The following is a 13,143-nucleotide window of genomic DNA, read 5'->3' as shown; positions in this document are numbered from 1 at the left end:
ATGGGGTTAGTGCCGGGACGCTTCAAGGGCGCAGGGCACGAATTTCCAGTGAATTGGGGTCAATCGTCCAGCAGCCGGTACTCGCCGCTGGCGAGTCCATCCAGGGTCCAGTGACCCATGCGGTAGCGGATCAGCCGCAGGGTGGGGTGGCCGATGTGAGCGGTCATTCGCCGCACCTGGCGGTTGCGCCCCTCGACCAGGGTGACCGCCAGCCAACGGGTGGGAATGGACTTGCGCTCGCGGATGGGGGGATTGCGCGGCCACAGGTCGGCGGGAGGTGCCATCCGCTCCACCTTGGCGGGCAGGGTGGGGCCATCTTTGAGGGTCACCCCCCGGCGCAGCTGCTCCAGGGCCTCCTCGCTGGGGATCCCCTCCACCTGCACCCAGTAGGTTTTGCTGGTCTTCCTGCCCGGCTGGGTCAGTTTGGCCTGCAGCTTGCCGTCGTTGGTCAGCACCAGCAGCCCTTCGCTGTCCCGGTCCAGGCGGCCGGCGGCGTACACCCCGGGCAGGGGAATGTAATCCTTGAGGGTGGCCCGGTTCTGGTCATCGGTGAACTGGGTCAGCACGTCGAAGGGCTTGTTGAACAGCACCACCTTCCTGGGACCCTGAGGGGGGCGGGGGCGGGGGCGGTTCGCCGGGGCGGGCCGGCGCTGGGGTCGGGTGGGTTTTCTGTTTTGCATCGTCCCAGTTTACCTAGCTTATTGCGGGGGCACTAGACCAAGGTTCAATGGTATGACCCTATTGATGAAGTCATACTCAGTGGCGGCCTGTGGCGGTCGTTTCTAATCTCGCCGGTCTGTTATATGATGACGGCGAAATGTGACAAAGCTCATGATTCGGCCGGACGGGCCGGCCGCCCTACATACGCAAGGAATAAGGAGAATAACATGGAGTCTAAGATTGTCGTCCCAGCTGCTGGTCAGAAGATCACTGTTGCCGACAACGGCGTGCTGACCGTTCCCAACGAGCCCATCATCCCCTTCATCGAAGGTGACGGCATCGGTGTGGACGTGACCCCACCCATGCGTAAAGTTCTGGATGCCGCGGTAGAGAAAGCCTACGGCGGCGAGCGCAAGATCCACTGGATGGAGATCTATTGCGGTGAGAAGTCCACTCAGGTCTATGGTGCCGATACCTGGCTGCCTGAGGAGACCCTGGAGGCGGTAAAGGAGTATGCCGTGGCCATCAAGGGTCCGCTGACCACCCCGGTAGGCGGCGGCATTCGCTCCCTGAACGTGGCCCTGCGCCAGGAGCTGGATCTATACGTGTGCCTGCGCCCGGTGCGCTACTTCCAGGGCACCCCCAGCCCGGTAAGGCACCCCGAACTGACCAACATGGTGATCTTCCGTGAAAACAGCGAAGACATCTACGCCGGTGTCGAGTGGCAGGCGGGCAGCGCCGAGGCGACCAAGGTGATCAAGTTCCTCACCGAAGAGATGGGCGTCACCAAGATCCGCTTTGAAGAGAACTGCGGCATCGGCATCAAGCCGGTCTCCAAAGAGGGGACCGACCGTCTGGTGCGGGCGGCGATCCAGTATGCCATCGACAACGACCGCGACTCGGTGACCCTGGTCCACAAGGGCAACATCATGAAGTTCACCGAGGGTGCCTTCAAGGACTTCGGTTATGAGCTGGCCCAGCGCGAGTTTGGCGCCGAGCTGCTGGACGGCGGCCCGTGGTGCAAGATGACCAACCCCAACACCGGCAAGGAGATCATCATCAAGGATGTGATCGCCGATGCCTTCCTGCAGCAGATTCTGCTGCGTCCTGCCGAGTACGATGTGATTGCCACCATGAACCTCAACGGCGACTACATCTCCGACGCCCTGGCGGCCCAGGTGGGCGGCATCGGCATCGCTCCCGGTGCCAACATCGGCGACGGAGTGGCGCTGTTCGAAGCCACTCACGGTACCGCGCCCAAGTACGCCGGTCAGGACAAGGTCAATCCCGGTTCACTGATCCTCTCCGGTGAGATGATGCTGCGTCACCTGGGCTGGCTGGAAGCCGCCGACCTGGTGGTCAAGGGGATGGAGGGGGCCATCGCCGCCAAGACCGTGACCTACGACTTTGACCGTCTGATGGAGGGGGCCACCCTGCTGAGCTGTTCCGAGTTCGGTGATGCGGTGATCAGCAACATGTAACCGATTGCAGCCAATAAAAAAGCAGACCATCGGGTCTGCTTTTTTTACGCCAAATCGGTCCTACTTGACGGGAGTGATGTTGGAGGCGTGCATCCCCTTGGGGCCCTCCTCCATCTCGAACTCCACTTGCTGGCCGGCTTTCAGCGTACGATATCCATCCATCTGGATGGTGGAGTAGTGGGCAAACACATCCTCACCTCCGGTTTCAGGGCAGATAAATCCGAATCCTTTGGCGTTGTTAAACCACTTCACTGTTCCGTTAGCCATACTTCGACTTCCTTCCATTAGTCTTGAATCGTCTTGTAATCGTCTGGCTTCACCCATATAACAGGAATAAGGATGAAACTTAGCGGCCAACTATTGATGTTGACCCCCTATCTATTAACAAACGGATAACATCGGAGTCAAGCCCTAATTGAATCACAATCTTCAACAAACCCCCTCGGAGTGACTAAGCTTTTACAATGAGCAGAGAGACCCTACCAGACTTGGTTGTCGAGAAAGAATCTCGGCAACAGGCTGTGGAGCCGCCGCCTCAGTACAAGGTGATACTGAATAATGATGACTACACACCCATGGACTTTGTGGTTGAAGTACTGCAGAAATTTTTTTCCAAGCCCGTCGAGGAAGCGACGGAGATCATGCTGACGATCCACTACCAGGGAAAGGGCGTATGTGGATTGTATAGCCTGGACATTGCCGAGACCAAGGCGATGCAGGTAAACCGGTATGCCCGTGAACACGGTCATCCGCTGTTGTGCTGCACCGAGCGCGTGTAACCAGCATGTCCAACGCAACTCAGGGGAACTCCATATGCTGAATAAAGACCTCGAACTGACCTTGAACACGGCGTTCCAGCGGGCCAAGAACAGCCGCCACGAGTTCATGACCGTTGAGCATCTGCTGCTCGCCCTGCTGGACAACCCCGCCGCCAAAGAGGCCCTCGAGGCCTGTGGCGCCAAACTGGTGACCCTTCGCCAGGAGATTGAGGGCTTTATCGAGCAGACCACGCCGCTGATCCCCGTCGATGACGAGGAGCGGGAGACCCAGCCTACCCTGGGATTTCAGCGGGTGCTGCAGCGGGCGGTCTTCCACGTGCAGAGCAGTGGCCGCAACGAGGTGTCCGGTGCCAACGTGCTGGTGGCCATCTTCAGCGAGCAGGAGTCCCAGGCGGTCTACCTGCTGCGCAAATCCGACGTGACCCGCCTCGACGTGGTCAACTTTATCGCCCACGGGGTGGTCAAGGGTCACGACGATATGGACGCCGGTGGCGAGGAGAGCCAGGAGGAGGTCCAGAGCGACGAGTCCGCCGAAGGCAACGAGAAGCTGGAGAACTTTGCCACCAACCTCAATGAGCAGGCTAAGGCCGGGTTGATCGATCCTCTCATCGGCCGTGACAACGAGCTGGAGCGGGCGATTCAGGTGCTGTGCCGCCGCCGCAAGAACAACCCGCTGCTGGTGGGGGAGGCCGGTGTCGGCAAGACCGCCATCGCCGAAGGTCTGGCCTACCGCATCGTCAACGAGCAGGTGCCCGAGGTGATGGCCGAGGCGATCATCTTCAGCCTGGACATGGGGTCGCTGCTGGCGGGCACCAAGTACCGGGGGGATTTCGAGAAGCGCTTCAAGGCGGTGCTGCGACAGCTGCAGCGGCGCAAAAACGCCATCCTGTTTATCGACGAGATCCACACCATCATCGGCGCCGGCGCCGCCAGCGGCGGCATGATGGATGCGTCCAATTTGCTCAAGCCGCTGCTCTCCAGCGGCAAGCTGCGCTGCATCGGCTCCACCACCTACCAGGAGTTCCAGGGGATCTTCGAGAAGGACCGGGCGCTGGCCCGCCGCTTCCAGAAGATCGACGTGGTGGAGCCCAGCGTCGAGGATACCATCCGCATCCTGCAGGGGCTCAAGGAGAGGTATGAGCAGCACCATGGTGTGCGCTATACCCAGTCGGCCCTGACCGCGGCCGCTGAACTCTCCGCCAAGCACATCAATGAGCGTCACCTGCCGGACAAGGCGATCGACGTCATCGACGAGGCCGGCGCCCGTATGGCACTGCTGCCGCCATCGAAGCGCAAGAAGACGGTGTCGGTCAACGATGTAGAGGCGATCATCGCCAAGATGGCCCGCATCCCAGAGAAATCGGTGTCCGCCTCGGACAAGGATCTGCTGGCCAACCTGGATCGCAACTTGAAGATGGTGGTGTTTGGCCAGGATCCCGCCATCGATGCCCTGACCGCCTCCATCCGCCTGTCCCGGTCCGGGCTGGGCAACGAGGACAGGCCGGTGGGCAGCTTCCTGTTGGCGGGGCCCACCGGGGTGGGTAAGACCGAGGTGACCAACCAGCTGGCCAGGCTGATGGGGGTCGAGCTGATCCGCTTCGACATGTCCGAATACATGGAGCGCCACAGCGTCTCCCGTCTGGTGGGCGCGCCTCCGGGCTACGTGGGCTACGACCAGGGTGGCCTGCTGACCGACGCGGTGCTCAAGCACCCCCACTCGGTGGTGTTGCTGGATGAGATCGAGAAGGCCCACCCGGATGTCTACAACCTGCTGCTGCAGGTGATGGACCACGGCACCTTGACCGACAACAACGGCCGCAAGGCCGACTTCCGCAACGTGATCCTGGTGATGACCACCAACGCCGGGGTGCAGGAGACCATCCGCAAGTCCATCGGCTTCCGCCAGCAGGACCACAGCCTGGATGCCATGAGTGAGATAAACCGGGTGTTCAGCCCGGAGTTCCGCAACCGGCTGGATTCCATCATCTGGTTCAATCACCTGGATATGCAGGTGATCGCCAAGGTGGTGGACAAGTTCCTGGTGGAGCTGCAGGCGCAGCTGGATGCCAAGAGGGTAACCCTGCAGGTGGACGAGGACGCCCGGGTGTGGATGGCCGAGAAGGGCTACGATCAGAACATGGGGGCCCGTCCAATGGGCCGGCTGGTCCAGGAGCAACTGAAGAAACCCCTGGCCAACGAGATCCTGTTCGGTCGTCTCCAGGGGGGCGGCGAGGTTCAGGTGACCGTCGAGGGGGATGCCCTGACCTTCCATTACGCCCCGGAAGAGGTGGCTCAGGCCTGATCTCCAGGCAACAAAAAGCCCAGCAAACGCTGGGCTTTTTTGAATCCGGCGGGGGCCGCCTCGGCGGCGCTGCAACAGGGATTAACGAGAACGGAAGACGATGCGACCCTTGCTCAGATCGTAGGGGGTCAGAGCTACAGTCACGGTATCGCCAGTGAGGATACGGATGTAGTTCTTGCGCATCTTGCCAGAGATGTGGGCGGTCACGACGTGGCCGTTTTCCAGTTCGACCCGGAACATGGTGTTGGGGAGGGTCTCCAGGATGGTGCCCTGCATCTCAATACTGTCTTCTTTTGCCATTAAGTGGTTATCCTGTTACGAAACAAAAATCGGGCGTATCATGCCGTAATTTAAGGCTAGTGTAAAGTTGGCTTAGGACACCGTGTGCCAGCCGCCGATGGTCAGGGTCTGGTAGGGCCGGTACTGGGTCTTGTAGGCCATCTTGCGGCACTCTTCGATCTGGTAACCCAGATAGAGGTACTGTTTGCCTTCGCTCTTGGCGTACTCCAACTGTTTAAGTATACCGCACACCCCGAGAGAGCGCTTATCCAGCTCCGGTTCGAAGAAGGTATAGACCGCCGACAGGGCCTGGCTCAGGCGGTCGGTGACCGCCACCAGCACCAGCTTGCCGTCGAGACGCCCCTCCAGATAGCCCTGCTCCAGCCAGTCGCAGGGAAGGAAGCGGTTGAACTGCTCATCGGTGGGCGGGTACATGGGGCCATCATGGTGACGGCCGCGGATGTACCTGTGATACAGGGTCCGGTGCTCATCGGTGGGCTGGCTGACCACCCGCCAGCTGAGGTCCCGGTTCCTGGCCAGCACCCTTTTCTGTGACCGGCTCGGGGTAAACTCCCTGACCAGCACCCGTACCGGCTCGCAGGAGCGGCACTCCGGACAGTGGGGGCGGTAGACATCGCTGCCGCTGCGCCTGAATCCCAGGCTCATCAGCCCCTCGAAGTGGCCGGGGTTCATCTTGCTCTGCACAATCAGCAGCTGCTCTTTCTTCTCTGGCCGGTAACTGCACTCAAAGGGCTGGCTCAGTCCCAGGGGCAACCGGCTTACTTCAGACATCCAGGCAGATCTCCTGTGGTTGCCAGTGGCTGGGGTCGACCCGCTGCTGGCGGCACTCCGACAGCAGCCGCAGGAATGCCTCGCGGGAGAGGCTTTCGCTGCCCAGGCTGGCCAGGTGCTCGTTGGGCACCTGGGCATCGATCCACTGGATATTGCATGACTTCAGGTGGTGGTTCAGGGCCCAGAAGGCGACTTTGGAGGCATCGGTCTGGCGGTGGAACATCGACTCGCCACAGAACAGCCCCCCCACCAGAACGCCATACAGCCCGCCCACCAGGGTGCCGTCGTGCCACACCTCCACCGAGTGGGCGTGGCCGAGACGGTGAAGCGCCAGGTAGCTGGCGCGCATCTGCGGCGAGATCCAGGTGCCGTCCTGTTTGGCCCTGGGGGAGGCACAGCCATCCACCACCCCGGCAAAATGGTGATTGAGGGTCAGGCGCCAGCCCCGGCGCCGCAGCGAGCGTTTCAGGCTGCGGGAGGGGCGGTGGCGGGCCACCTGGAACAGTGCCCTGGGATCCGGAGACCACCATAGGATCGGTTCGTCCGGGTTGAACCAGGGGAAGATGCCACGGCTGTAAGCCTGCATGAGCCGTTCCGGCGAGAGATCACCGCCGATGGCCAGCAGGCCGTTGGGCTCGGCCAGGGCCTCTTCCGGTGTGGGAAACCAGTGATGTTCGTTATTGAGGTAGCGGACAACCTTGACCATAACGCGTACTATAGAACCTGTGTCTTACTTAAAGTTAGCGAAAAAACCATGCGGGTGATACGAGGATTGTTGGCGCTGATGCTTCTCGGCGCCTCCCTGGCCCATGCCCAGGTCTATAACCGCAACCAGGCGGTGCCGGTGCAGAGGGTGGATTATGCCACAGTGGAGTCGGTACGCCAGGTGGAACAACAGGAGCTTATCGAAGATCGCAACCGGGGCTGGAAGACCTTTGGCGGCGCCCTGATCGGCGGCCTGATCGGTAACCAGTTTGGTGACGGCTCCGGGCGGGATGTGGCCACCGTGGTAGGGGCGCTGCTGGGGGCCAACCTGGCCCACAACCGCAACCCCGGCTACCAGGTGCGTCAGGTGCGTCTGGTGGAGCTGATCGTGGTGACCGAGTCCGGTGAGCGGCTGATGGTGTTGCAGGACAGGGATCCGTCGATGCTGTTCGCCCCCGGGGATGAGGTGCGACTGGTGTTCCTCTCCAGTGACAATGTCCGGGTCGATAAGGCGATGTAGCCGTCACCGAGCAAAGAGAAGGGCGCCCCTGGGCGCCCTTCGGTGTTATTGACCGGCGACAATCCGTCCCTGCTCCATCTGCACCACCCGGTCCATCCTCTCCAGGCCGGCACCCTTGTGGGTCACATAGAGCACACTGCGGCGGTCGGTCAACAGCCGTGCCAGCACCCGTCGCTCGGTGTCATCGTCCAGCCCCTCGGTGGGTTCGTCCATCAGCAGCACTGAGCCCGGGTGGAGCAGGGCCCTGGCCAGGCCGATGCGGCGGGCTTCGCCGCCGGAGAGCTGACGCCCCCCTTCGCCCAGCCACTGGTCCAGCCCCTGTCGCTCCAGCAGTCCATCCAGGCCCACCGCCGACAGGGCTTCGGACAACTGCCGGTCGTCGGCTCCGGGCCGGGCCAGTAGCAGGTTTTCCCTGAGGGTACCGCTGAATACATGCACCCGCTGTTCCACCAGGCACACTTCACCGCGCAGAGCGGATTCGCTCAGCTGGAACCAGGGGAGGTCTCCCAGGGCCAGGGTGCCCGAGTCCGGCTGCCACTCCCGGCTCAGCAGGCTCAGCAGGCTGGACTTGCCGCATCCGGTCTTGCCCACCAGCGCCACCTTCTCGCCCGGGGCCAGGGTCAGGTTGATGCCCTCCAGTGCCGGCAGGGGGCTGCCGGGATAGGCGAAGTTGATGCCCCTCAGGGTGATGGGACCGCTCTGCCAGGGCTGATCGCCAAAGCACAGCGTCGAAGGCTGCTCCAGTACCGGCCTTAGGCGGCCGGCGGCGTTGATCGTATGGCTGAGGTGCTGGAAGGCGCCGGCCACCGGCACCAAGGCCTCGAAGCTGGCCAGGGTGACGAAGGCGATCAGCGCCAGCAGTGGCCCCGGAGGGGTCAGGCCGCCGATCTGGTCCGCTGCCAGGTAGAGCATCAGTACCAGGGTCCAGCCGTTGAGCAGTTGCAGCAGCGCCTGGGAGGTGGCGGTGACCCGGGTCAGGCTCACCTGGGCGCCGATCAGCGCCTGTTCGGCCTCGACAATGCGTCGACGCTGGTCCCGGGTGCCACCGTAGACCGCCAGTTCGGTCTGGGCACCGATAAAGTCCACCAGCTGCTGACGCAGGCCGCGGGTGCTCTCTCCCAGCTGTCGTCCTGGGCGCCGCCCCAGCCGGTAGAAGATCAGCGGCAACACCACCAGCAGCGCCAGCAGAATCGCCACCAGCAGTCCCGCCAGGGCGGGATCGAACAGCGATACCAGTATCCCCACGGCGGCGATGGCGACGATGGCCGCCATCAGGGGGGAGACCAGCCGCAGGTAGAGGTGATCCAGGGTATCCACGTCGGCCACCATGCGGTTGAGCAGGTCGCCGTCGCGAAGATCGCCCCGATCGGCGGGGGTCAGCGGGGCCAGGGCCCGGAAGAAGCGGTCGCGCAGATCGGTGAGCAGCCGGAAGGTGGCGTCGTGGCTGACCACCCGCTCCGCCCAACGGGCGGCGGTACGCAGGATCGACAGTCCCCGCACCCCGCCACTGGGGTACATGTAGTTGAACTGGCCGCGGGTGGCCACCACCAGGCCGGCGCTGGCCGAGGCCGCCAGGAACCAGCCGGAGAGGGAGAGCAGGCCGATGCTGGCACACAGGGTAACGATCGCCAGCAGGATCCCCAGCCCCATCATCCGCCAGTGGGGACGGAACAGGGCCAGGAAGGGTTTAAGGTCATTCATGGTCGGCCTCCCTCGGCAGAATCTCCAATACCTGGTCCAGCTCCTCCAGCGCCTGACGGCGGTGGCTGACCAGGACCACGCTCTTCTGGCGCCAGTGTTGACGCAGGCCATCCATCACCAGGGTTTCGCTGCGGTGATCCAGGCTGGCAGTGGGTTCATCCAGCAGCAGCAGTGGGGCGTCCTTGAGCAGCGCCCGGGCCAGGGCCAGCCGCTGGGCCTGGCCGACGGAGAGGCCGCTGTTGCGGTCGCCAACCCGGTGATCCAGCCCTGCGGGGAACAGGGCCAGGGCTTCGTCCAGGTGGGCGAGGGCGCAGGCATGGGTCAGCTGCTCGCCGGTGATCTCGGGGTGACCCAGCAGCAGGTTGTCACGGACGCTGCCGTGCACCAGGGCCGGATTCTGACCCAGCCAGCTGTAGTGACCCATCCAGTGATCCCGTGCCAGCTCGCGCACCTCGGTGCCGTTGACGGTCAGGCTGCCCTGGTAGGGCAGCAGGCCCATCAGCGCCTTGAGGATGGAGCTCTTACCCGCGCCCGAGGGCCCCACCAGCCCCAGCTTGCGGCCGCTGGCCAGGGTGAAGCTGACCGGCCGGGTCAGCGGCGTGCCATCCGCAGCGGTGACCACCAGGGCCTCCGCCCGCAGTGCGATCGGCTCTCGCCGGGTCAGGACACCCTGGGTCGCCGCCTCGGGTTCAGGCTGCTCCAGGAATTCGACGATCGACTCGGCGGCGCCCAGGGCCTGGGCTTTGGCGTGATAGAAGGCGCCCAGGTCCCTTAGGGGCTGGTAGAACTCCGGGGCCAGCAGCAGCACCAGGAATCCGGTAAACAGGGTGATGCCGGTGCCATAGTGGCCAAAGTCCAGATGGCCCAGGTAGCTGAAACCGAAGTAGACGGCGACCAGGGCGATGGAGATGGCGGCGAAGAACTCCAGTACGGCGGAGGAGAGAAAGGCCAGGCGCAGCACCTCCATGGTGCGCTGGCGAAACTCATCGGAGGCCTGGTGCAGGGAGCGGGCCTGGGCGTCGACGGCGGCAAACTGGCGGACGGTGCTGATGCCGCGAAGCCGGTCGAGGAAGATGCCGGAGAGGCGCCCCAGGGCCTGGAAGTTGCGTTTGTTGGCGTCGGCGGCGCCCATGCCGATGATTGCCATGAACAGCACCGTCAATGGGGCGGTGCCCAGCAGGATGAGGCCGGCGACCCAGTTGATGGGGAACAGCAGCACCAGGATCAGCAGTGGAATCATTCCCGCCAGCATCATCTGCGGCAGATACTTGGCAAAGAACTCCTGTATCTGCTCGGTCTGCTCCAGCAGCATGGTGGTCCAGGCGCCCTGTGCCCGGCTGCCGGTGTAGGCCGAGCCCAGGCGCTCCATCTTGTCGAGGATGGCCGCCCGGGTGTTCTGGCGCACCAGGGCGCCGATGTTGAAGCTGAAGCGCTCCCTGCCCGCCAGGGCCAGGGATTTGACGGCGATGAGGGCGGCGAGGAGGAGGAACGGCTGGGTCAGCTGCTCCCTGGCCACCTCCTCGATGATCAACTGGTGCAGCAGCTCGGCCAGCACCCAGGCCTGGCCGATGATGGCCAGGCCGGCCGCCAGACCGCAGCCCAGGGTCAGCATCAGCCAGCCCCTTGCCGGTTTTGCGGCGTTTCGCAGCCAGCGGGTCAGGTGGCGCTGTAAGGCTTTATCCATAGAGGGTCACGTCGTTCAAAGGCGAAAAGGGGGAGACAGCGCTCCCCCTCGAATCGTTAGTGCGGGTCGTTACTGGGCGTCCAGATAACGCTCGGCGTCCAGGGCGGCCATGCAACCGCTGCCGGCGGAGGTGATCGCCTGGCGGTAGTTGTGGTCCATGACGTCGCCGGCGGCGAAGACACCGTCCACCGAGGTGGCGGTGGCGTTGCCCTCCAGACCGCTCTGGACCAGGATGTAGCCATCCTTCATCTCCAACTGGCCCTCGAAGATCTGGGTGTTGGGCTGGTGGCCGATGGCGATGAAGGCGCCGTCGACGCTCAGCTCTTCGGTGGCGTCGGAGTGGGTGTCCTTGATGCGAACCCCGGTGACCCCCATGTCGTCGCCCAGCACCTCGTCCAGGGTGCGGTCGGTGTGCAGCACGATGTTGCCGTTCTCCACTTTGTCCATCAGCCGCTTCACCAGGATCTTTTCCGCACGGAAACTGTCGCGGCGATGGACCAGGTGGACCTCGCTGGCGATGTTGGAGAGGTAGAGGGCCTCCTCCACGGCGGTGTTGCCGCCGCCGACCACGGCCACGGGCTTGTTGCGGTAGAAGAAACCGTCACAGGTGGCACAGGCTGATACGCCGCGCCCCTTGAACGCTTCCTCGGAGTCCAGGCCCAGGTACTTGGCGCTGGCACCGGTGGAGATGATCAACGCATCACAGGTGTACTCGCCGCTGTCCCCCTTGAGGCGGAAGGGTCGGGTCTTCAGATCCACTTCGTTGATGTGGTCGAACAGGATCTCGGTGTCGAACCGCTCCGCATGCTCCTGCATCCGTTGCATCAGGCCGGGGCCGGTCAGGCCTTCAGGGTCACCGGGCCAGTTCTCCACCTCGGTGGTGGTGGTCAGCTGGCCGCCCTGCTGCATGCCGGTGATCAGCACCGGATTGAGGTTGGCGCGAGCTGCGTACACCGCCGCGGTGTAGCCGGCGGGGCCGGAACCAAGGATCAAAAGGCCACAGTGTTTTGCCTGGGTCATCAGAGTCTCCATTCATAAGCGTATGCCCGGATTCTATGGGCCGTGGGGGTAAAAGAAAAGGGGGCGACTGCCCCCTTTTTTCGATTGCGTTGTCAGGTTTTTTATCCAGCCAGCAGCGAGCGGGGGTCGACACACTCCAAGTTGAGGGCTTCGGCCACCTCGGCGCAGGTGATCTTGCCGTCCATCACGTTCAGGCCGTTGAGCAGATGCTTGTCATCCAGCAGCGCCTGCTTGTAGCCCTTCTCCGCCAGGGCGACGATGTAGGGCAGGGTGGCGTTGTTCAGGGCGAAGGTGGAGGTGCGCGGCACGGCGCCGGGCATGTTGGCCACGCAGTAGTGGACTACGTCATCGACGATGAACACCGGATCCTGATGGGTGGTGGGCTTGGAGGTCTCGACGCACCCTCCCTGGTCGATGGCGACATCGACGATGGCGGCACCGGGCTTCATCTTGGCGATATGTTCGCGGGTCACCAGCTTGGGGGCCGCCGCGCCAGGGATCAATACGCCGCCGATCACCAGGTCCGCGTCCAAAACGTGCTTCTCCAAGGCCTCGGCAGTGGAGTAGATCACCTTGGCGCGGTTCTCGAACTGATGGTTGAGATCTCGCAGCACATTGACGTTGCGATCCAGGATGGTGACGTCGGCGCCCAGGCCGACCGCCATCAGGGCCGCGTTACGGCCGACCATGCCGCCGCCAATCACCACCACTTTGGCGGGCTCGACGCCCGGAACACCGCCCAGCAGCATGCCTCGTCCCTGGTGAGATTTCTCCAGCGCCTGGGCGCCGGCCTGGATCGACATGCGACCGGCCACCTCGGACATGGGTGCCAGCAGCGGCAGGCCGCCTTTGTCGTCGGTGACGGTCTCATAGGCGATACAGATGGCGCCGCTCTTCACCAGGTCCTCGGTCTGAGGCAGGTCGGGGGCCAGGTGCAGATAGGTAAACAGGATTTGACCGGGGCGCAGCATGGCGCGTTCCACGGCTTGAGGCTCCTTCACCTTGACAATCATCTCCGCCTGGGCAAACACCTCCTCGGCGCTGCCGAGGATCTCGGCACCGGCGTTGATGTAGTCCTGATCCTCGAAACCGATACCGCTGCCTGCCTGGGTCTGTACCAGAACCTGGTGGCCGCGGCGGGTCAGTTCCCGTACGCTGGCGGGCACCATGCCGACGCGGTATTCGTGGTTCTTAATCTCCTTTGGCACACCAATGATCAT

At 63.3% G+C, this 13,143-nt stretch carries 13 protein-coding genes; 4 read left to right on the top strand and 9 right to left on the bottom strand.

Translation table 11 applies throughout. The annotated features are described in order from the left end of the window. Positions 1 to 59: 59 nt before the first annotated feature. A complete protein-coding gene (gene rluE / locus FCL40_RS09665; RefSeq protein ID WP_136853092.1) occupies positions 60 to 680 on the bottom strand; it encodes a 23S rRNA pseudouridine(2457) synthase RluE in 621 nt (206 codons plus the stop codon). 207 nt (positions 681 to 887) lie between these two features. On the opposite strand from rluE, the gene icd reads away from it, so the two are divergent. Then, complete coding sequence (icd, locus tag FCL40_RS09660; protein WP_136853091.1) at positions 888 to 2,141, top strand: NADP-dependent isocitrate dehydrogenase; 1,254 nt, start codon at positions 888 to 890, stop codon at positions 2,139 to 2,141. Between the two features lie 60 nt (positions 2,142 to 2,201). Here icd and cspD read toward each other — a convergent pair whose 3' ends face one another. Next, on the bottom strand, positions 2,202 to 2,408 hold the full coding sequence (gene cspD / locus FCL40_RS09655; protein ID WP_136853090.1) for a cold shock domain-containing protein CspD: 207 nt from the start codon (positions 2,406 to 2,408) through the stop codon (positions 2,202 to 2,204). A gap of 197 nt (positions 2,409 to 2,605) precedes the next feature. On the opposite strand from cspD, the gene clpS reads away from it, so the two are divergent. Both clpS and clpA read left to right on the top strand, forming a co-directional pair. Then, on the top strand, positions 2,606 to 2,920 hold the full coding sequence (clpS, locus tag FCL40_RS09650) for an ATP-dependent Clp protease adapter ClpS (RefSeq protein ID WP_136853089.1): 315 nt from the start codon (positions 2,606 to 2,608) through the stop codon (positions 2,918 to 2,920). Positions 2,921 to 2,954: 34 nt separating this feature from the next. Beyond that, positions 2,955 to 5,222, top strand: a complete 2,268-nt coding sequence (clpA, locus tag FCL40_RS09645) for an ATP-dependent Clp protease ATP-binding subunit ClpA (RefSeq protein ID WP_136853088.1) — start codon at positions 2,955 to 2,957, stop codon at positions 5,220 to 5,222. A gap of 81 nt (positions 5,223 to 5,303) precedes the next feature. On the opposite strand, the gene infA is transcribed toward clpA, so the two are convergent. From infA to aat, 3 genes are all read right to left on the bottom strand, one after another. Next, positions 5,304 to 5,522, bottom strand: a complete 219-nt coding sequence (gene infA, locus FCL40_RS09640; RefSeq protein ID WP_028108260.1) for a translation initiation factor IF-1 — start codon at positions 5,520 to 5,522, stop codon at positions 5,304 to 5,306. A 72-nt stretch (positions 5,523 to 5,594) separates the two neighbouring features. Continuing rightward, positions 5,595 to 6,293: an arginyltransferase gene (locus FCL40_RS09635; RefSeq protein WP_136853087.1), complete on the bottom strand. Its 699-nt coding sequence runs from the start codon at positions 6,291 to 6,293 to the stop codon at positions 5,595 to 5,597. Further along, positions 6,286 to 6,999 carry a leucyl/phenylalanyl-tRNA--protein transferase gene (gene aat / locus FCL40_RS09630; protein ID WP_136853086.1) on the bottom strand — a complete coding sequence of 238 codons (714 nt, stop codon included), beginning with the start codon at positions 6,997 to 6,999 and terminating at the stop codon, positions 6,286 to 6,288. Before aat ends, FCL40_RS09635 begins: the two co-directional genes overlap by 8 nt. Before the next feature lie 48 nt (positions 7,000 to 7,047). On the opposite strand from aat, the gene FCL40_RS09625 reads away from it, so the two are divergent. Continuing rightward, positions 7,048 to 7,518 carry an outer membrane lipoprotein gene (locus tag FCL40_RS09625; protein ID WP_169307066.1) on the top strand — a complete coding sequence of 157 codons (471 nt, stop codon included), beginning with the start codon at positions 7,048 to 7,050 and terminating at the stop codon, positions 7,516 to 7,518. 45 nt (positions 7,519 to 7,563) lie between these two features. Here FCL40_RS09625 and cydC read toward each other — a convergent pair whose 3' ends face one another. From cydC to ald, 4 genes are all read right to left on the bottom strand, one after another. Further along, entirely contained in the window at positions 7,564 to 9,219 is a 1,656-nt protein-coding gene (gene cydC / locus FCL40_RS09620) for a heme ABC transporter ATP-binding protein/permease CydC (protein ID WP_136853085.1), read from the bottom strand. Then, positions 9,212 to 10,903 (bottom strand): heme ABC transporter permease/ATP-binding protein CydD, encoded by a 1,692-nt coding sequence (gene cydD / locus FCL40_RS09615; protein WP_136853084.1) that lies wholly within the window; start codon positions 10,901 to 10,903, stop codon positions 9,212 to 9,214. The genes cydC and cydD overlap by 8 nt, the downstream gene beginning before the upstream one ends. A 69-nt stretch (positions 10,904 to 10,972) precedes the next feature. Further along, positions 10,973 to 11,923 carry a thioredoxin-disulfide reductase gene (trxB, locus tag FCL40_RS09610; protein ID WP_136853083.1) on the bottom strand — a complete coding sequence of 317 codons (951 nt, stop codon included), beginning with the start codon at positions 11,921 to 11,923 and terminating at the stop codon, positions 10,973 to 10,975. A 101-nt stretch (positions 11,924 to 12,024) separates the two neighbouring features. Further along, positions 12,025 to 13,143, bottom strand: coding sequence for an alanine dehydrogenase (ald, locus tag FCL40_RS09605; RefSeq protein WP_136853082.1), 1,119 nt, complete (start codon positions 13,141 to 13,143; stop codon positions 12,025 to 12,027).

The sequence above is a fragment of the Ferrimonas sediminicola genome (assembly GCF_005116715.1).
In the GTDB taxonomy this organism is placed as follows: Bacteria; Pseudomonadota; Gammaproteobacteria; order Enterobacterales; family Shewanellaceae; genus Ferrimonas; species Ferrimonas sediminicola.
The sequence above is the reverse complement of the archived record's forward strand: the minus strand, read 5'-3'. Positions and strand labels throughout refer to the sequence as shown.

Excerpts from the sequence above, each read along its gene's own strand:
- infA (WP_028108260.1), bottom strand. The coding sequence starts at position 5,522 with ATGGCAAAAGAAGACAGTATTGAGATGCAGGGCACCATCCTGGAGACC.
- cydC (WP_136853085.1), bottom strand. The coding sequence starts at position 9,219 with ATGAATGACCTTAAACCCTTCCTGGCCCTGTTCCGTCCCCACTGGCGG.
- cydD (WP_136853084.1), bottom strand. The coding sequence starts at position 10,903 with ATGGATAAAGCCTTACAGCGCCACCTGACCCGCTGGCTGCGAAACGCC.
- aat (WP_136853086.1), bottom strand. The coding sequence starts at position 6,999 with ATGGTCAAGGTTGTCCGCTACCTCAATAACGAACATCACTGGTTTCCC.
- ald (WP_136853082.1), bottom strand. The coding sequence starts at position 13,143 with ATGATCATTGGTGTGCCAAAGGAGATTAAGAACCACGAATACCGCGTC.
- icd (WP_136853091.1), top strand. The coding sequence starts at position 888 with ATGGAGTCTAAGATTGTCGTCCCAGCTGCTGGTCAGAAGATCACTGTT.
- FCL40_RS09635 (WP_136853087.1), bottom strand. The coding sequence starts at position 6,293 with ATGTCTGAAGTAAGCCGGTTGCCCCTGGGACTGAGCCAGCCCTTTGAG.
- cspD (WP_136853090.1), bottom strand. The coding sequence starts at position 2,408 with ATGGCTAACGGAACAGTGAAGTGGTTTAACAACGCCAAAGGATTCGGA.
- clpA (WP_136853088.1), top strand. The coding sequence starts at position 2,955 with ATGCTGAATAAAGACCTCGAACTGACCTTGAACACGGCGTTCCAGCGG.
- FCL40_RS09625 (WP_169307066.1), top strand. The coding sequence starts at position 7,048 with ATGCGGGTGATACGAGGATTGTTGGCGCTGATGCTTCTCGGCGCCTCC.
- rluE (WP_136853092.1), bottom strand. The coding sequence starts at position 680 with ATGCAAAACAGAAAACCCACCCGACCCCAGCGCCGGCCCGCCCCGGCG.
- clpS (WP_136853089.1), top strand. The coding sequence starts at position 2,606 with ATGAGCAGAGAGACCCTACCAGACTTGGTTGTCGAGAAAGAATCTCGG.
- trxB (WP_136853083.1), bottom strand. The coding sequence starts at position 11,923 with ATGACCCAGGCAAAACACTGTGGCCTTTTGATCCTTGGTTCCGGCCCC.